This is a genomic window from Streptomyces sp. NTD91 (genome assembly GCF_059510455.1).
In genome coordinates this window covers 40426-56339 of record NZ_JCAJZW010000049.1, presented here as the reverse complement: position 1 = coordinate 56339, position 15914 = coordinate 40426, and the positions used below count along the sequence as shown (strand labels likewise).

The following is a 15914-nucleotide window of genomic DNA, read 5'->3' as shown; positions in this document are numbered from 1 at the left end:
GGGCGGTGGCCATGTCCGGGGAGCGGGTGGTGCCGCCGGAGAGCGAGGGGGCGGGTCCGTGCGGCACGGAGTTCGCGCCGCACGGACCGCACTGAGCCGCCGCGGCCTCAGTGCCCGCTGATCGCACGCGGGGTGTAGGGCTGCTGCAACTCCTCGATCTCCTTCTCGGTCAGCTCCAGTTCGACGGCTGCCACCGCGTCCTCGATGTGACGGGGCCTGGCGGCGCCGACGATCGGCGCCGCCACCGTGTCCTGGTGCAGCAGCCAGGCGAGGGCCACCTGGGCGCGCGGCACGCCCCGGTCGGTCGCGATCCGGGTGACGGCCTCGACGATCGAGCGGTCGCTGTCCAGGTAGAGGCGACTGCCGAAGTTGTCGTTCGCGCTGCGCTCGGTGACCGTGCCCCAGTCGCGGGTGAGCCGGCCCCTGGCCAGCGGACTCCACGGGAGTACGCCGACGCCCTGGTCTGCGCAGAGCGGCAGCATCTCCCGCTCCTCCTCGCGATAGAGCAGGTTGTAGTGGTTCTGCATGGAGACGAACTTCGTCCAGCCGTGCCGCTCGGCCGTGTACTGCAGCTTGGAGAACTCCCAGGCGTACATCGAACTCGCCCCGATGTAGCGGACCTTGCCGGCCTTGACCAGGTCGTGCAGCGCCTCCATCGTCTCCTCGACGGGGGTGGCGTGGTCGTAGCGGTGGATCTGGTAGAGGTCGACGTAGTCGGTGCCCAGGCGGCGCAGGCTGTGGTCGATCTCGGTCATGATCGCCTTGCGGGACAGTCCGGCCCCGTTCGGGCCCGGCCGCATCCGGCCGTTCACCTTGGTGGCCAGCACGATCTCGTCGCGGTCGGCGAGGTCGCGCAGTACCCTGCCGACGATCTCCTCGCTGGTGCCGTCCGAGTAGACGTTCGCGGTGTCGAAGAAGTTGATGCCCGCCTCCAGCGCCTGCCGGATGAGCGGGCGGGACGCCTCCTCGTCGAGGGTCCACTCGTGGACGCCGCGGTCGGGCAGGCCGTAGGTCATGCAGCCCAGACAGATCCGCGAGACGTCCAGGCCCGTCGAACCGAGCTTCACGTACTGCATCGTTGCTGCTCCTGCCTTCGGGACGGTGGTCACCCACGAGCCTACGGCGTGGCCCCGGTGCCGACTTGACGTGCGAAGCGCGCGGGCGGTCTGATCCTGTCACGTGCCGCGCCGCGCGGCGTGCACAGGATGGAGCGGACGTGTCCCGAAAGGGTGTGTGGAGCGCCGCGGGTCCCCGGAGGACCGCGGGCGCCCTGGCCGTGGCCCTGACCGTCACCGTGTCGGCGACAGCCGGCTGCGCCTCCGGCGCCGGCGGTACCGCCGGCGCGGGGAAGCCCCCGCGACCCGCCGCGGTGCGGCTTCCTCCGCGTCACGCCGGGTTCGACTACCAGATCGGCGGCGCCTATCCCCCGCCGAAGGGTGTGCGGATCGTCAGCCGCGACCGCTCCGCCTCCCCCGCGCCGGGCCTCTACAACATCTGCTACGTCAACGCCTTCCAGGCGCAGCCCGCAGAGCGCTCCTCCTGGCCGGCCGATCTGCTCCTGCGCGACGCGCGCGGCCGGGCCGTGATCGACGGGGACTGGAACGAGGCCCTGCTCGACATCCGCACCCCGGCCAAGCGGGAGCGGGTGGCCGAGCGCGTGGACCGGTGGATCGACGGCTGCGCGAAGAAGGGCTTCGACGCCGTCGAGCCGGACAACTACGACAGCTACAGCCGCTCGCGCCACCTGCTCACCGCGGGCGACGCGACCGCCTTCATGACCCTGCTGTCCCGGCACGCCCACGCCCGGCATCTGGCCGTGGCGCAGAAGAACACCGCCGATCTGGCCGGTGCGCGGCGCCGGGCCGGGCTGGACTTCGCGGTGACCGAGGAGTGCGGGCAGTACGACGAGTGCGAGGTGTACGCCAAGGCGTTCGACGACCGGGTGGTGGACGTCGAGTACACCGACTCCGGCCTGCGGTCGGCCGTCGCCCACTGGGGTGACCGGCTGAGCATCGTACGGCGGGACCGGGACGTGTCCACTCCCGGGAGCGACGGGTACGTACGGAAGGGTGCGCCCGGGTGAGTGGCGTGATGTGCCGCCGTCCGCCGGGCGGTTGAGGCCGGGGCCGCCCCGCGGCGGACCCGCGCACCGATGTGGCCCCGCGTCCCTCCGGGTGCGCGGCCTTCGGGGTGTTGCGTTGGTGCCGCCAGGTGACCGCCCGGCGTGGGAGGCGTCCGATCGTCGTACTGTCGGCTCATCCTCGGCGCAGACGACCGGCATCCGGCCGGTCTCGGCCGCCCCGGAGGAAAGCGGTGCCGATTCGTCCCACCACCCTGAAAACCCTGGCCGGAACGGCACTGCTGCCGCTGGCCCTCGTCACCCCCGCCTGCGCACAGTCCACCGCCGGGGCCTCGGGCGCCGCCGCGGCGGCGCCCGAGGCCCCGGCGACGGTGTGCTCGGCCGCCGGCACGCTGCGTGGGGCCCATGGAGAGCAGGCGGAGGTGAGCCTGTGTGCGGACACGGGCGCCCCGCGGTTCAACATCACAGCCCCGGCCATCTGCCGGAGCGCCGGCGCCCGGGTGCGCTACGCCTGTCGCACCGAGGGCACCTGGAAGGCCACTCGGTCCGGCAAGGCCATGGGCTCCGGCACGCTGCCCGGCTCGGGCCTGTACCCGGGGCCGGGCACCTACGACATCAGCGCCACCGTGCGCGTGCGGTCGGCCCCTTCGGGAGTCGACCTGAAGGGCACCGTCAAGGGCACCGTGTCGCTGACCGCGCCCAAGGCGAAGGCCACGCACTCCGTCACCGTCGACAAGAGCGTGCTGCGCCGCAACGCCACGACCACCGTGACCTACACGATCCGGCGGAACAGCGACGAGGGCGACGGCAACGCACGCCTCGGGATGATCGGCGAGGACGGCACGGGGCTGCGGATCAGCACGGCCGACCACCGCTGTGTGAACCCGCTGGTGGGCCGGTACCCGTCGAAGTCCCGGGTGGCGCACTCCCTGGACTGCACGGTCACCGAGTTGCAGCCCGGCCACCCGGAGGAGCTGAAGGTGCGCTTCACCGTCGGGTCGAAGTGCTCCACGGTGGTGTCCAAGCTCGGTTACTGGGTGCCGAAGGGTCAGGACATGTTCACCGGGAACATGCTGGCGGGGCCGACGCTGACCTGCCGCTAGTGTGCTGCGCCGGAAATTCGTCGGCAATATCGGGCGAGTGAGTCCAGGATCTCGTCGGCCGTCTTGGTCCACACGAACGGCCTGGGCTCCTCGTTCCACGCCTTGATCCAGGCCCGTATGTCCTTCTCCAGGGCCTGGACGGACCTGTGGGTGCCACGCCGGATGAGCTGGTCGGTGAGGTAGCCGAACCGCCGCTCGACCTGGTTGATCCAGCTGGAGCCGGTCGGAGTGAAGTGCACGTGGAAGCGCGGATGTGCGGCCAGCCACCGCTTGATCGCGGGGGTCTTGTGGGTGCCGTAGTTGTCGCAGATCAGATGGATGTCGAGTTCGGCGGGCACCGTCTTGTCGATCGTGGCCAGGAACTTCTTGAACTCCACCGCCCCATGCTGACGGTGGAGTTCGCCGACCACTGTGCCGTCGGAGATGTCGAAGGCGGCGAACAGGCTGGTGATGCCGTGCCGTACGTGGTCGTGGGTGCGGCGTTCGGGCAGGCCGGGCATCATCGGCAGCACCGGCTGGGAACGATCGAGCGCCTGGACCTGGGACTTCTCGTCCACGCACAGCACGACCGCGCGCTCGGGAGGGTTGTGGTAGAGCCCGACGACATCGACGACCTTGTCGACGAACTGCGGGTCGGTGGACAGCTTGAAGGTGTCGGCCAGGTGCGGCTTGAGGCCGAAGTCCCGCCAGATCCGGCCGATCGTCGACTTCGACAGACCGGCCCGCCTGGCCATCGAGGCCCGCGACCAGTGGGGTGCGTTCGCCGGCGCCTGTTCCAGCGTCGCCACGACCACGTCCTCGACCTGATCCAGAGTGACCGACGGCGGGCGCCCGGGCCGCTCCTCGTCGAGCAGCCCCTCCAGCCGCCGCTCCAGGAACCGACTGCGCCACTTGCCCACGGTGTCCCGGTGCACCCGCAACTCGTCTGCGACCTCACGGTTCGACAGCCCGCCCGCAGCACAGGCCAGCACCATCCGCGACCGCAGCGCCAACGCCTGCGACGACTTCGCCCGCCGCGCCCAGCGCTCCAGCGCGCGGCGCTCCTCATCCGTCAACACCAACTCGGCCTTCGGCCGTCCACGACCCGCCATCCGCCGATCCTACAATTAGCTGACGAACTTAAGGCGCAGCACACTAGGGCCTGTCCGGCCATTCCCGTCTGCCGCGCGACGGGAATGCACGCTCCCCCGCTGCCTCAAGGGCGGGAGGTGCCCCGCTCGCCGCACCGGCCCCGGACCCAGGTACGTCCACGGTACGAAAGCCTGGGGCCGGACGCCGAGAGCACGCACGTGACGCCGCGCGGCCGCCCTTCGGTCGACGACGCGCATGGTCAGACAGGCCCGTCGAGCAGATCGAGCGCCCGTTCCCAGGCGAAGTCCGGCCGGCCGCCGTCCGGCCGGGCTTCACCGGTGTACCGGTCGCCGAAGCGGACGCCGAGGCGGCGCAGCCGTTCCAGGCTGTCCCGGAAGGCGGGATGGGCGGCCAGCGCGTCGGCGACGCAGGGCAGGACGGCGATCGGTACACCCAGGCCCGGGGCCTCGCACAGCGTGCCGAGCGCGAGGGTGTCGGCAATGCCGGCCGCCCACTTGTTGACGGTGTTGAAGGTGGCGGGTGCCACCACGACGGCGTCCGGCGGCGGGAAGGGGCGGGGGTCGGCCGGGGTCCGCCAGGCCGAGCGGACCGGGCGGCCCGTCTGCGCCCGCACCGCCTCGCTGTCGAAGAAGCCGCCCATGGCGACGGGGGTGGCGATCACGCCGACCGCCCAGTCCCGTTCCTGGGCGGCGCTGATCAGCCTGCTGACGCCCGCGGCGATCCCGGCGGCGCAGACGACGACGTAGAGGAAGGGTCTCCCGGCCTGTTCGGTCATCCGGGAACCCTACTGAAGCGGGAAGGACACCCCTCGTTCGGACTCGGGGCGCGGACCGTGGATGCGGCGTTCGCCCACCTCGATGCGCACGTCGTTGATGCTGGCCTCCCGCCGGGTCATCAGGCCGTGCTCGTCGAACTCCCACAGCTCGTTGCCGTAGGAGCGCCACCACCGGCCGTCGGCGTCGTGGGACTCGTACTGGAAGCGGACGGCGATGCGGTTGCCGTCGAAGGCCCACAGGTCCTTGCGGAGCGCATAGTCCAGCTCGCGCTCCCACTTGGCGGTGAGGAACGCGACGATCTCGGCGCGGCCGGTGACGAAGGTGTCACGGTTGCGCCAGACCGAGTCCTCCGAGTAGGCGAGCGCCACCTTGTGCGGGTCCCGGGTGTTCCAGGCGTCCTCGGCGGCCTGGACCTTCTGCGCGGCGGTCTCGCGGGTGAACGGCGGCAGCGGCGGACGGTCGGCCATGGTCTCCTCCTGGGCTCGCCCGACATCGGAGAACGTTCGTTCTCCGGGCGGCTGCTACGGTAGGAGAACGATCGTTCTCTCGTCAAGGAACGGGGCGGCCCGTCCCGCGTGTGAGGAGTGGTGGTGTCGCCGGTGGACAGCGCGGCCGCCCGCGAGCGGGTGCTCGACGCCGCCGAGAAGCTGTTCTACGCCCGGGGCGTGCAGTCCGTGGGCATGGACGAGCTGCGCGCCGTCTCAGGGGTCTCACTCAAGCGCCTCTACCAGCTCTTCCCCGCCAAGGAGCAGGTGGTCGCGGCTTGTCTGGCGCGGCGGGACGAACGCTGGCGCGGGCGCCTGACCGCGTACGTCGCGCGGCGGCGGGACCCGCGGGAGCGGATCCCGGCCGTGTTCGACTGGCTGGAGGAGTCGTTCGGTGAGGAGGGCTTCCGCGGTTGCGCCTGGATCAACGTGCACGGCGAGCTGGGCGCCACCTCACCCCTGGTCGCCGCGCAGGTGCGGGCGCACAAGGAGGCGTTCCGGGACCACCTCGCCCGCCTGGTGGCGGAGGCCGGGCTGCCGGCGGCGCTGACCGGACCCCTCTTCCTGCTCGCCGAGGGAGCCATGACGACCGCCGGCATCACCGGGAGCGCCCGGCCGGCGGCCGAGGCCCGCGAGGCGGCACGGGCGCTGATGGCTGACGCGGGCCGGGAGGTCAGCCGGCGGTCTCCGACAGCTTGATCGCGCCGACCGGGCAGGCACGGACCGCCTCTCGGACCATCGGGTCGCCCGCACCGTCCTCCCGTCCGGGCAGCACGGTGCTGTAGCCGTCGTCGTCCTGGGTGAAGACACCCGGCGCCGCGAGGGCGCACTGACCCGCGCCGATACAGACGTCCCTGTCGATGTCGATGTCGATGTCGATGTGCATGAGCGTCAGCCTCTTACCAGGTCACGGGGAGTTCCAGCATCCCCTGGATCGTGTCGCCGCGTTTGAAGGGGATGTCCTCGGCCGGGACGGCCAGGCGCAGCCCCGGCAGCCGGGTCAGCAGACTGCCGAGGGCGATCTCCAGCTCCGCGCGGGCCAGGTTCTGGCCCAGGCACTGGTGGATCCCGAAGCCGAAGGCCACGTGGTGGCGGGAGGGCCGGTGGAAGTCCAGGGTGTCGGGGTCGTCGTAGCGGGTCGGATCGCGGTTGATCACCGAGGTCGAGAAGAGCACGCCCTCGCCGGCCCGGATGGTGGTGCCGGCGATCTCGATGTCCTCCAGCGCCACCCGCTGCATCCCCTCGGCGATGGACAGCATCCGCATCAGCTCCTCGACGGCGGCGGGCAGCAGCGCGGGGTCGGCGCGCAGCTCGGCCAGCCGGTCGGGGTGCCCAAGGAGGGTGAAGGTGCCGAGGGAGATCATGTTGGCGGTCGTCTCGTGCCCGGCGACCAGCAGGACGAGGGCCAGCGAGACGAGTTCGGCGCGGTCCAGCGCGCCGTCGCGGAGCTGATGGTGGACGAGGTCGTCGAGGATGCCGTTGCCGGGCCCTGGCTGCTTCGCCTTGTCGTCGATCAGCCCGCCGAGGTAGGCCTCCAGGCGGGCGCGGGCGTCCAGGGAGTCGGCCGCCCGGGGGCCGCGCAGCAGCCTGCGGGACTGCTCCTCGAAGAACTCGTGGTCGTCGTAGGGCACCCCGAGCAGGCCGCAGATCACGGTCGACGGCACGGGCAGCGCGAAGGCGGAGACCAGCTCGGCGGGCGGTCCCTGAGCGATCATCGCGTCGAGCAGATCGTCCACGGTCCGCTGGATCCACGGCCGCAGCTCGGCCGCGCGCCTGACGGTGAACGACGGGACCATCATCCGTCGCTGCCGGTGGTGTTCCGGATCGTCCATCCCCAGCAGCGCCACCCGGCGGTCGCGGATGCCCGCGAACCGCTCGGCGGGGACGGGGAATCCTGGATGACGGCGGTCGGTGGACAGCCGGGGATCGGCGAGCAGGGCGCGGGCGGTGGCGTACGCGGTGACCGCCCAGACCTCGCGGCCGTCGTACAGGGTGACGCGGGTGAGGGGCCGCTCGTGGCGCAGCGGCTCGTACCCGGTGGGCGGGTGGTAGGGACAGGTGCGGTCCTGCGGGAAGGCGACGGCGGCGGCCGGGGTCGCCGGGCCGGTGGGGTCCGTCAGTTCCGTCATGGAAGACCTCGCAGACGAAGGAGTGCGTCGTGCCGATCTTCATTAGATGCCTCGGGCATCTATGGGTCGACGTCAAGTTCGGCCAGTTCGGTGACGCGGGCCATCTGGCCGAAGACAAGCGGCCGGAGGATCCGATTCCGGCCGGGGTGCACACCCGCGGTCAGGGCACCCTTCGGCTCCCCGTCGTACGACCATACCGCCCTGTACGGGGACTTGCAGGTCAAACAGGGCGGCACACGGGTGGAGGGGTGAAGGGGGCGCTCGCCCCGGCGCGACCTCGCGGATCGTCACCCGGTCGGCCCCACGGGTCCGCGGCGCGGATGATCCGGGGGGCCGCCGATGTTGAATGCGGGTGACAGACACCGTTGGACCGACGAAGGGGACGGATCCCATGCCTCTTGAGGGCGAGTACGAGCCCAGCCCGACGCAGTGGGTGCGCGAGCAGGTCGAGCTGTACGAGAGCTCCGGCGGGACGAAGGGCACGACGCTGCTGGACACCGGGCTGCCCGTCGTGGTGCTGACGTCCCGGGGTGCGAAGAGCGGAAAGATCCGCAAGACACCGCTGATGCGGGTGGAGCACGACGGGAGGTACGCCGTGGTCGCCTCGCAGGGCGGCGCGCCGAAGCACCCGGTGTGGTACCACAACATCACCTCCGATCCGCATGTCGAGCTGCAGGACGGGCCGGTCAAGCGGGACATGAGGGCCCGTGAGGTCACCGGCGAGGAGAAGGCGGTGTGGTGGGAGCGGGCGGTCGCCGCGTACCCGCCGTACGCCGACTACCAGAAGAAGACCTCGCGGGAGATCCCGCTCTTCGTGCTGGACCCCTTCGACGGGAGCTGATTCGCGCCGGGGACCGGCCGGTTTCGGAAATATCCGCGCCGGACAGGTGTGAGCCGCCCTCGGGGCGGGCACTCGTGCGTCAGGCCCCGCCGCGTTCCCCCGTCGCGGCGGGGCTTTCCTGTGCCTCGCCCGCCGGCCGGTCGGTGACGTCCAGGAAGATCTGGTCGGCCTCGGGAAACGTCCGGGCGAGGGACCGCTTGATGCGTACGGCGACCTGCTCCAGCCGCTCGCTCTCCAGGCCCGGCACCAGGTCGATGCGGGCGGCCACCAGCGTGGAGTCGAGGCCCAGCTTCATCGTGAACAGCGCCTCGACGCTGTCGATCTCCGGCTGCGCCTCGAGCTGCGCACGGATCCTGCCGCTGAGTTCCGGATCGACGGCCTCCCCGATGAGCTGGTCGCGGGCGTCACGGCCCAGCCGGTAGGCGACGTACACGAGCAGGACACCGATCGCCAGTGACGCGGAGGCCTCCCAGGCGACCTGGCCCGTCGCCATGTGCAGTCCCATCCCGGCGAGGGCGAGCGTCACGCCGAGCACCGCCGTGCCGTCCTCGGCGACCACGGTGCGCAGCGCCGGGTCGCTCAGTGCGCCGGGGCCGCCGCCCTGCCGGCGCACCTGGTGCAGGGCCCGCAGCAGCGAGACGCCCTCGGCGACGAGAGCCACGCCCAGCACGCTCAGGCCCACCACAAAGCCGGTGAACTTCTCCTCGGCGCCATGGCGCAGCGCCTGGACGCCCTGGAAGAAGGAGAAGCAACCGCCCATGACGAAGATGCCGACGGCGGCGAGCAGGGACCAGAAGAAGCGTTCCTTGCCGTAGCCGAAGGGGTGCCGCCGGTCCGCGGGGCGGCGGCTGCGACGCAACGCGGCGAGCAGGAACACCTCGTTGAGGCTGTCGGCGACGGAGTGCGCGGCCTCCGACAGCAGGGCGGGCGAGCCCGCGAGGACGCCGCCGACCGCCTTGGCCACGGCGATCACCAGGTTGGCGGCGAGCGCCACCAGGACGGTGACCCGGGTGTGCCGGTCGCCTCCCGAGGCCGTACCGGGCCTCTCGCGGCTCTGCCCACCGCTGTCCGCGGCGGGGGGCACGGCGGCCGGGGCGCCGGCGGCGGCCGTGCGTGCGGCCTGTTCCCGTTCCGAGGATGTCCCGCTCACCCCACGCCGACTGCCCGCCGACGGGCGGATCACACCGTGCGGGCGGCGGAAATCGGGGAACGTGTCGGCGAGGAGGCGCACCGGGCGGCGAGGAGGAGACATGGACGGCGACGGCAACCGGGCGTACGGCCACAAGACGTTCACCCGGTCCAGGAGCCACTTCACCGACCGGATCACCGCCGACGGCCGGGACGGCTGGCCCGTCGAGCCGGGCCGCTGCCGGCTGGTGGTCTCGCGCGCCTGTCCGTGGGCGAGCCGGGCGGTGATCTCCCGCCGGCTGCTGGGACTGGAGGACGCGCTGCCGATGGCCGTGGCGGATCCGATCCAGGACGACCGCAGCTGGCGGTTCACCCTGGACCCCGACGGGCGTGACCCGGTGCTCGGCATCCGGTTCCTGAGCGAGGCGTACGACCGGCGCGAGACCGGTCACCCGGGCGGGGTCAGCGTGCCCGCGGTGGTGGACGTCCCCAGCGGACGGCTGGTCACCAACGACTACCAGCGGCTCACTCTCGACCTGGCCACCGAGTGGACGGCCCTGCACCGCCGCGGCGCGCCGGACCTGTACCCGGCGAACCGGCGTGACGAGATCGACCAGGTGATGGCCGAGGTGTACGAGGACGTGAACAACGGGGTGTACCGGGCCGGGTTCGCCACACACCAGAAGGGGTACGAGGAGGCGTGCGCGGGCGTCTTCCGGCGGCTGGAAGTGCTCGCCGGACGGCTGGCCGGGCAGCGGTATCTGGTCGGCGACACCCTCACGGAAGCGGACATCCGGCTGTTCACGACGCTGGTCCGGTTCGACGCCGTCTACCACGGCCACTTCAAGTGCAACCGCTGGAAGCTGTCGGAGAACCCGGTGCTGTGGGCGTACGCCCGGGACCTGTTCCAGACCCCCGGTTTCGGTGACACGGTCGACTTCGATCACATCAAGCGGCACTACTACCAGGTGCACAGCGGTATCAACCCCACCGGCATCGTGCCGCTCGGCCCCGACCTGGCGGGCTGGCTGAGCCCGCACCGCCGCGAGGAGCTGGGCGGACGGCCGTTCGGGGACGGTACGCCGCCGGGACCGGTGCCCCCGGGCGAACGGGTGGCCCCCGAGGGACGGCCCGCATGAGGGTCGTCCGGCGAGGAAGGAGTCACATATGAGCAAGACAAAGAAGAAGAAGCTTCCGTTCGTCTACCAGCCGATCGGTTTCGTGCTCAGCTGGGCGAGCGGTGCGCTGGCCGGTATGGCCTTCCGGAAGGCCTGGATGGCGATCCGGCACGAGGAGCAGGCGCCGGATGCGCTGGACCAGGACCGGGGGTGGGGGGAGATCCTCCTGGCCGCGGCGGTGCAGGGGGCGATCTTCGCCGTGGTGCAGAGCGCGGTGAACCGCACGGGGGCGAAGGCGATCGCCCGGTCCACGGGGCAGTGGCCGGTGGCCGGCGAGGGCGGCCGCGACTGAGGCGGGGCAGCCGGACGCGGCGTTGCCGGCCGCGCCCGGCTCCGGGCGCCTCGTGACGCGTCCCGGCGGAGCCGGGCCCCCTTCAGGACGCTGCTCAGCCCTGCTTCGGTGCCGTGGCCGGCAGCAGGCGCAGAGTGAAGGAGTGGCCTGCGGGGTCGGCGTAGCCGCGTTCCTCGTACGGTCCCGACGCGTCCTTCGTCTCGAGCGGCCGGCCCCCGAGCTCCACCACCCGTCGCTCGGCCTCGTCCAGGTCCTCGACCAGGAAGTCCAGATGGGCCTGGAGGGAGTTCTCCGGACGCGGCCAGCTCGGCGGGGTGGCGTTCACATCACGGCGGCATGCCAGCCGGATGCCGTCGGCGCCCCGGACCTCAACCAGGTTCGCCGAGGCGTACGACTGCTCGCCCTCGAGCAACTGCTTGTAGAACTGGGCGAGTTTCTCGGGCTCGGCGCAGTCCAGCACCACGACGCCCCTGTTCACCAGTGTCATGTGTCCTCCCGGGAATGTCCTCCTCCTGCGGATATCCCGGGCGGCCGTCTTCACTCGGCCGGCAGCCACCGCCCGTCGCGCACCAACTCCCGCCCCCTGAGCTCGTTCTCCTCGCGCCAGGCCTGGACGCGTTGCGGAAGGATCCTGAAGTACAGGTAGGGATGGGAGAGTCGGCGGGGGTCGAAGCCGGTCTTGCCGGCGAAGACCTCGGCGTCCTCCTCGGGGAGGTCCTCCGGGGTCACCGCCTGGGCCGTGCCCTCGATCACGACGACGTCCCGGGTCGGGCCGAGGCCGAGGCGGGTTCGGCCCGTGGCGACGAGGTTGCGGCCGGTGGGGCTGTCGGCCGGGGTGGCGATCAGCAGCGTGGCGCCGTCCCACACGAAGGACAGCGGGACGAGGTAGGGGACGCCGCCGTCGGACGAGGCGGTGGCGACCCAGACGTCGACGTCGTTCTCCAGTCGGTGGAGGGTGTCCTTCTTGCGCTCTGCGGGAGTGCGGGCGGGCGGTGGGGTCATGACGCCTCCTCGGGTTCGCGAACGGCGTCCAGTGTGACCGTCGGCCCCCGGTCCCCGCACGGATGTGATCAAGGCGTGTCCCGGCGCACGCCGAAGGCGGGCAGGGGCTCACTTGCAGCCGACGTCCCGGCCGAGCCGCGGCCGGGCCTCGACGCCATCGGGGTGCGCACGTAGGCCGTGGCACGGTCGGGGGTGAGCCAGAGGCGCCGGTCGCGGTAGCGGTATCCGGTGTCGTGCGCGTCGGCGGGCATGGGGACGTGGCCGCGGTACGGTGCGGTGAGCAGCGCGTCGCCGAGCCGTACGTACAGCGGTCCCTCGTACGGGGACGCCGAAGGGGTGCCCTGCACCGCCAGGTCCGGCCGGGGCGCGTCGTCGCACCCCGCCACCGTCACGACCGTCGGCACCGCCACCGCGAGCAGCCCCGTGCGCATGTCCCCCCTGTTCCCCTGTGCCCTGTACGGTCCTGCGACGCGCGAGCGGGCCGGAACGTTCAGCGGGTCCGCTGGAAGGTCCGCGCAGGCGTACCGGCGGGGACACCCGATCGCGGCGTGCAGGTGCTGGCGCAGCAAGGCGCCGGTGACGAAGCCGACCTCGGCGGCGATCCGGTCCACCGTCAGGTCGCTGGACTCCAGCAGATGCCGGGCGCGGGCGACGCGCGCATGCTGGTGGACGCCGACCGGGCCGGAATGGAGAAGATCGCGGAGCTGGTGGAGACGGGGAAGCTGAAGGCGGCGGTCGCCGGGACGTTCCCGCTGTCCGACGCGGCGAAGGCGCATGAAGTGGGCGACACCGGACGGACGGCCGGGAAGCTGGTCCTTCTGGTCGACTGAGTCACCAACACCCGGTCGTTCTGGCGCAGTTACCGGGCGACACGCTTCAAAGTCGAAGACATATGTCAACCGAACATGCTCAAATTCCTTCCATCGAGGGTAACTTGACGATCGGGAGACCGACGTCCGGGCACGGGTGGGAGGTGATGCCGTCGTGCGAGACGAGCCTGCGCCACTCACCCGTCACCTCCGCGTGTACGAACACCGGGCGCACACGGTCCTGGAGCTGCGCGGCGAGATCGACCTGGTCTCGGCGACGGAGGTCGGCCCCTACCTGGACCGGGTCACCGACCGGCCCGGTGCGCGGATCGTCATCGACCTGCGGTCGGTGGAGTTCTTCGACTGCTCGGGGCTGCGACTGCTGTACCGGGCCCGCGCCCGGGTGCTGGGCGTCGGCGGGCAGCTGCACCTGGTCTGCACGCATCCGCTGACCCTGCGGGTCCTGCGGGTCACCGGGCTGTCCCGGCTGCTGCCCCCGCACCCGACGCTGGACGCGGCCCTGGCCCGGTCCGAGGCCGCGTCCGGCTCCCTGTGACGCCTCCCCGGGTCACCGGGGACGCTCTACCGGCCGGGGCCGCACCGGTAGAGCGTCTGAGCGGTGGCCGTCGGCCCGCCGCCGGAGACGGCCGTACCGCCGTACTCCCGGGCCGGCACCGCGGTGCAGGCGGACTGCACCCAGCGGGCGATGCCCGCGGCGGCCGTCGTTCCCGGGCCGGCGCTCCTCGTCACGCCGCTGGACATCCGCGCGCGGACGGCCGAACCAGCCGTCGCGGCAGGCGAATTCGGGTCGGCGGTCGACAAGCCCGGGCCACGGCCGCCACCCAGCAGCACGAACCGCACCTTGCCCAGGCCGACCAGCGCCTGGAACTGCGTCTCGGTGGGGAACGGCACCCGGCCGCTGAAACCGCCGAGCGGCAGAACGTGGGCGCCGGTCGCCAGGATGTACGGGGCCGCGGTGCTCCAGCTGCTGGTGGCGAACGTGTAGGCGGCGGAACCCTGGTGGGCGCTGGCGTAGTCGAGCAGGCGGCGCTCGTCCGCGGTCAGTGAGCCGTCGCCCGCCGCGCCGCCGAAGCCGCCCCGCCCGCCGGGACCGCCGCGGTCCGCACCGCGCACGGCGTCGCGGGCCGTCCGCCCGGACAGGGTGCCACCGGCCCAGGCCGCCCCGCCGAACCTCCCGGGCCCGAACCTCCCGGGCCCGGACCGCGCCGCCCCGGGACCGCGTCCGGTGCCGGTCGGCCCGACCACGCCCATGACGGACGGGCGGTAGGCGGGGTTGAAGACCTGGACGGCCCAGGCGCTCGGCGCGAGGAGCAGGGCGGCCAGGGAAGCGGCCAGACCGGCGAGGGCGAGGCGGCCTCCGGCGCGCGGCCGGCCGGGCCGGGTCAGGATCAGCAGTACGGCCGCGGCGACGCCGAGCACGGCCACCGCGGGCGCCAGCCAGGGCACGAACCCGGGGAACCGAGCGGCGAGGTGGGCGCCCCAGGCGGCCGTCGCCGCGACCGCGGCCGGCAACGCCCAGGCTCGCCGCCCGCCGGCCCGGTGGGCGCGCCACATCAGCACGGTCCCGGCTCCGGTGAGCGCGGCGAGCGGCACCGCGATCACGCCCATGTAGTAGGTATGGCCGGCGACGCTGCCCGCGCTGAAGACCAGGAAGTACAGGGCGAGCCAGCCGGACCACAGGACGTATCCGGCGCGCAGCCGGTCGGTGCGGGGGCGTCCCCGGCGCCACAGCAGTCCGCAGACCGCGGCGAGGGCGGCGATCGGGTAGAACCAGCCGGTCTGGGTGGCGAGCGACGTCCCGAACATCTTCGACCAGCCGTTCTGGTCGCCGCCGAAGGCGCCGCCGGCCTGCCGTACGGCACTGTCGGCGGCCGGGGCGCGGGTGCCCCGGAGCAGCGTGCCGCCCTGCGCGGCGCGTGCACCGGCCGCGCCGAACGCGCCGGTACCGTCGAACGCACGGGCACCGCGCCCCCCGGTCTCCCCGGCGCCGGCGGGGGTGAACGACCGGCCGTGACCGCCTCCGCCGCCCTGGGTCGCGCTCACGCTGCCCGTCGAGGCGGCACTGATGCCGAGCGAGGAGAAGCGGGTCAGGAAGTTGTAGCCGACCACCATGCTGAAGGCGGAGTTGTCGGTGGTGCCGTCCACGTACGGCCGGTCCCTGGCCGGGGTGAGGGTGACGGCCAGTATCCAGGACGCCGACACGGCGGTCACCACCAGAGCGGACATGCCGAGATGCAGCAGTCGCCGGCGCGGCGTGAGCGGCGCCGACAGCAGGTGGACCAGGGCGAGTGCGGGCAGGACGGCCCAGGCCTCCAGCATCTTTGCCTGGAAGCCGACGCCGACCCAGACTCCGGACAGCAGCAGCGGACGCAGCCGGCCGTCGCGGGCGGCGCGCTGGGTGGCCTCGGCCGCGAGCAGCAGGCACAGCGTGAACGCGGGGTCCTCGACGGCGGTGCGGAACAGGCCGACCGCCACGGGGGTCGCCAGGAAGGCCGTACAGGCGATGAGTGCCGCGTTCACGCCCGCCCAGCGGCGCACCAGGCGGTGCAGGACCAGCAGGCAGGCCATTCCCTCCAGGACCTGGGGCAGGACCAGGCTCCACGGATGGAATCCGAAAAGCCGCGCGGCCAGCGCCTGCGGCCACAGGAATCCCGGCAATTTGTCGATGGTGATGGAATTCCCGGGGTCGAAAGAGCCGTAGAAGAATGCCTTCCAGCTCTCCGTCATGCTGCGGACGGCGCTGGCGTAGAACGTGTGGTACTGACTGTGGTCGATGCCCCAGCTGTAGAGAACGGCGGCGAGCGCGGTGAGGACCAGCAGCGCCGGTCGTGCGTACGCGGGCTCGTCCACCGGGGACTGCCAGGGTGATCGCCGGGGTGGGCGACGGTCGGCGCCGGCGGGCGCGGTTGCGTCGAGGACGTTCGTGGCCATGGTCAGCAGTCTTGGCCACCGCGCGCCCGCGCAGCGCCGGAGAGGCC

At 72.4% G+C, this 15914-nt stretch carries 19 protein-coding genes and 2 pseudogenes; 9 read left to right on the top strand and 12 right to left on the bottom strand.

Annotated features, from left to right (window positions below):
* Positions 1–95, top strand: a pseudogene (locus AC5WRT_RS33385) (phytanoyl-CoA dioxygenase family protein); the annotation flags it as partial.
* Positions 96–107: 12 nt separating this feature from the next.
* Here the strand turns inward: AC5WRT_RS33385 and AC5WRT_RS33380 are convergent.
* Positions 108–1076: an aldo/keto reductase gene (locus AC5WRT_RS33380; RefSeq protein ID WP_496100885.1), complete on the bottom strand. Its 969-nt coding sequence runs from the start codon at positions 1074–1076 to the stop codon at positions 108–110.
* 140 nt (positions 1077–1216) lie between these two features.
* On the opposite strand from AC5WRT_RS33380, the gene AC5WRT_RS33375 reads away from it, so the two are divergent.
* Together AC5WRT_RS33375 and AC5WRT_RS33370 are read left to right on the top strand one after the other, a co-directional pair.
* Positions 1217–2083, top strand: coding sequence for an endo alpha-1,4 polygalactosaminidase (locus tag AC5WRT_RS33375; RefSeq protein ID WP_496100884.1), 867 nt, complete (start codon positions 1217–1219; stop codon positions 2081–2083).
* Between the two features lie 230 nt (positions 2084–2313).
* On the top strand, positions 2314–3183 hold the full coding sequence (locus tag AC5WRT_RS33370) for a hypothetical protein (RefSeq protein ID WP_496097810.1): 870 nt from the start codon (positions 2314–2316) through the stop codon (positions 3181–3183).
* Here AC5WRT_RS33370 and AC5WRT_RS33365 read toward each other — a convergent pair.
* The 3 genes from AC5WRT_RS33365 to AC5WRT_RS33355 form a co-directional block, all read right to left on the bottom strand.
* On the bottom strand, positions 3180–4274 hold the full coding sequence (locus AC5WRT_RS33365; RefSeq protein WP_496097809.1) for an IS630 family transposase: 1095 nt from the start codon (positions 4272–4274) through the stop codon (positions 3180–3182). The genes AC5WRT_RS33370 and AC5WRT_RS33365 overlap by 4 nt on opposite strands.
* Positions 4275–4513: 239 nt before the next feature.
* Complete coding sequence (locus AC5WRT_RS33360) at positions 4514–5050, bottom strand: flavoprotein (protein ID WP_496097808.1); 537 nt, start codon at positions 5048–5050, stop codon at positions 4514–4516.
* 9 nt (positions 5051–5059) lie between these two features.
* The gene (locus AC5WRT_RS33355; RefSeq protein WP_496097807.1) at positions 5060–5518 is read right to left on the bottom strand and encodes a nuclear transport factor 2 family protein; all 459 of its coding nucleotides are present in this window, start codon (positions 5516–5518) and stop codon (positions 5060–5062) included.
* A 132-nt stretch (positions 5519–5650) separates the two neighbouring features.
* Here AC5WRT_RS33355 and AC5WRT_RS33350 point away from each other — a divergent pair, with 132 nt between their 5' ends.
* A complete protein-coding gene (locus AC5WRT_RS33350; protein WP_496097818.1) occupies positions 5651–6235 on the top strand; it encodes a TetR/AcrR family transcriptional regulator in 585 nt (194 codons plus the stop codon).
* On the opposite strand, the gene AC5WRT_RS33345 is transcribed toward AC5WRT_RS33350, so the two are convergent.
* Complete coding sequence (locus AC5WRT_RS33345) at positions 6210–6422, bottom strand: ferredoxin (RefSeq protein WP_496097806.1); 213 nt, start codon at positions 6420–6422, stop codon at positions 6210–6212. The genes AC5WRT_RS33350 and AC5WRT_RS33345 overlap by 26 nt on opposite strands.
* Before the next feature lie 13 nt (positions 6423–6435).
* Entirely contained in the window at positions 6436–7665 is a 1230-nt protein-coding gene (locus tag AC5WRT_RS33340; protein WP_496097805.1) for a cytochrome P450, read from the bottom strand.
* Positions 7666–8056: 391 nt separating this feature from the next.
* On the opposite strand from AC5WRT_RS33340, the gene AC5WRT_RS33335 reads away from it, so the two are divergent.
* Positions 8057–8506, top strand: a complete 450-nt coding sequence (locus AC5WRT_RS33335) for a nitroreductase family deazaflavin-dependent oxidoreductase (protein WP_496100883.1) — start codon at positions 8057–8059, stop codon at positions 8504–8506.
* Between the two features lie 79 nt (positions 8507–8585).
* Here the strand turns inward: AC5WRT_RS33335 and AC5WRT_RS33330 are convergent, their stop codons facing one another.
* The gene (locus tag AC5WRT_RS33330; protein ID WP_496097817.1) at positions 8586–9503 is read right to left on the bottom strand and encodes a cation diffusion facilitator family transporter; all 918 of its coding nucleotides are present in this window, start codon (positions 9501–9503) and stop codon (positions 8586–8588) included.
* 253 nt (positions 9504–9756) lie between these two features.
* Between AC5WRT_RS33330 and AC5WRT_RS33325 the strand changes: the two genes are divergently transcribed.
* Positions 9757–10773, top strand: coding sequence for a glutathione S-transferase family protein (locus AC5WRT_RS33325; RefSeq protein WP_496097803.1), 1017 nt, complete (start codon positions 9757–9759; stop codon positions 10771–10773).
* Between the two features lie 28 nt (positions 10774–10801).
* Complete coding sequence (locus AC5WRT_RS33320; protein ID WP_496097802.1) at positions 10802–11104, top strand: DUF4235 domain-containing protein; 303 nt, start codon at positions 10802–10804, stop codon at positions 11102–11104.
* Positions 11105–11198: 94 nt separating this feature from the next.
* Here the strand turns inward: AC5WRT_RS33320 and AC5WRT_RS33315 are convergent, their stop codons facing one another.
* From AC5WRT_RS33315 to AC5WRT_RS33300, 4 genes and pseudogenes are all read right to left on the bottom strand, one after another.
* Positions 11199–11591: a VOC family protein gene (locus tag AC5WRT_RS33315; protein WP_496097801.1), complete on the bottom strand. Its 393-nt coding sequence runs from the start codon at positions 11589–11591 to the stop codon at positions 11199–11201.
* Between the two features lie 50 nt (positions 11592–11641).
* A complete protein-coding gene (locus AC5WRT_RS33310) occupies positions 11642–12106 on the bottom strand; it encodes a pyridoxamine 5'-phosphate oxidase family protein (RefSeq protein ID WP_496097800.1) in 465 nt (154 codons plus the stop codon).
* Between the two features lie 68 nt (positions 12107–12174).
* Positions 12175–12537 (bottom strand): hypothetical protein, encoded by a 363-nt coding sequence (locus AC5WRT_RS33305; protein WP_496097819.1) that lies wholly within the window; start codon positions 12535–12537, stop codon positions 12175–12177.
* A gap of 99 nt (positions 12538–12636) precedes the next feature.
* Positions 12637–12762: pseudogene (locus AC5WRT_RS33300) on the bottom strand (AraC family transcriptional regulator); the annotation flags it as partial.
* Here AC5WRT_RS33300 and AC5WRT_RS33295 point away from each other — a divergent pair.
* On the top strand, positions 12742–12936 hold the full coding sequence (locus tag AC5WRT_RS33295) for a zinc-binding dehydrogenase (RefSeq protein ID WP_496097799.1): 195 nt from the start codon (positions 12742–12744) through the stop codon (positions 12934–12936). The pseudogene AC5WRT_RS33300 and the gene AC5WRT_RS33295 overlap by 21 nt on opposite strands.
* Before the next feature lie 154 nt (positions 12937–13090).
* Positions 13091–13471 (top strand): anti-sigma factor antagonist, encoded by a 381-nt coding sequence (locus tag AC5WRT_RS33290; RefSeq protein WP_496100882.1) that lies wholly within the window; start codon positions 13091–13093, stop codon positions 13469–13471.
* A gap of 26 nt (positions 13472–13497) precedes the next feature.
* Here AC5WRT_RS33290 and AC5WRT_RS33285 read toward each other — a convergent pair whose 3' ends face one another.
* Positions 13498–15867 carry an ArnT family glycosyltransferase gene (locus tag AC5WRT_RS33285; RefSeq protein ID WP_496100881.1) on the bottom strand — a complete coding sequence of 790 codons (2370 nt, stop codon included), beginning with the start codon at positions 15865–15867 and terminating at the stop codon, positions 13498–13500.
* Positions 15868–15914: the final 47 nt, after the last annotated feature.

Excerpts from the sequence above, each read along its gene's own strand:
- AC5WRT_RS33380 (WP_496100885.1), bottom strand. The coding sequence starts at position 1,076 with ATGCAGTACGTGAAGCTCGGTTCGACGGGCCTGGACGTCTCGCGGATC.
- AC5WRT_RS33365 (WP_496097809.1), bottom strand. The coding sequence starts at position 4,274 with ATGGCGGGTCGTGGACGGCCGAAGGCCGAGTTGGTGTTGACGGATGAG.
- AC5WRT_RS33360 (WP_496097808.1), bottom strand. The coding sequence starts at position 5,050 with ATGACCGAACAGGCCGGGAGACCCTTCCTCTACGTCGTCGTCTGCGCC.
- AC5WRT_RS33355 (WP_496097807.1), bottom strand. The coding sequence starts at position 5,518 with ATGGCCGACCGTCCGCCGCTGCCGCCGTTCACCCGCGAGACCGCCGCG.
- AC5WRT_RS33345 (WP_496097806.1), bottom strand. The coding sequence starts at position 6,422 with ATGCACATCGACATCGACATCGACATCGACAGGGACGTCTGTATCGGC.
- AC5WRT_RS33340 (WP_496097805.1), bottom strand. The coding sequence starts at position 7,665 with ATGACGGAACTGACGGACCCCACCGGCCCGGCGACCCCGGCCGCCGCC.
- AC5WRT_RS33335 (WP_496100883.1), top strand. The coding sequence starts at position 8,057 with ATGCCTCTTGAGGGCGAGTACGAGCCCAGCCCGACGCAGTGGGTGCGC.
- AC5WRT_RS33325 (WP_496097803.1), top strand. The coding sequence starts at position 9,757 with ATGGACGGCGACGGCAACCGGGCGTACGGCCACAAGACGTTCACCCGG.
- AC5WRT_RS33320 (WP_496097802.1), top strand. The coding sequence starts at position 10,802 with ATGAGCAAGACAAAGAAGAAGAAGCTTCCGTTCGTCTACCAGCCGATC.
- AC5WRT_RS33315 (WP_496097801.1), bottom strand. The coding sequence starts at position 11,591 with ATGACACTGGTGAACAGGGGCGTCGTGGTGCTGGACTGCGCCGAGCCC.
- AC5WRT_RS33310 (WP_496097800.1), bottom strand. The coding sequence starts at position 12,106 with ATGACCCCACCGCCCGCCCGCACTCCCGCAGAGCGCAAGAAGGACACC.
- AC5WRT_RS33305 (WP_496097819.1), bottom strand. The coding sequence starts at position 12,537 with ATGCGCACGGGGCTGCTCGCGGTGGCGGTGCCGACGGTCGTGACGGTG.
- AC5WRT_RS33295 (WP_496097799.1), top strand. The coding sequence starts at position 12,742 with ATGCCGGGCGCGGGCGACGCGCGCATGCTGGTGGACGCCGACCGGGCC.
- AC5WRT_RS33285 (WP_496100881.1), bottom strand. The coding sequence starts at position 15,867 with ATGGCCACGAACGTCCTCGACGCAACCGCGCCCGCCGGCGCCGACCGT.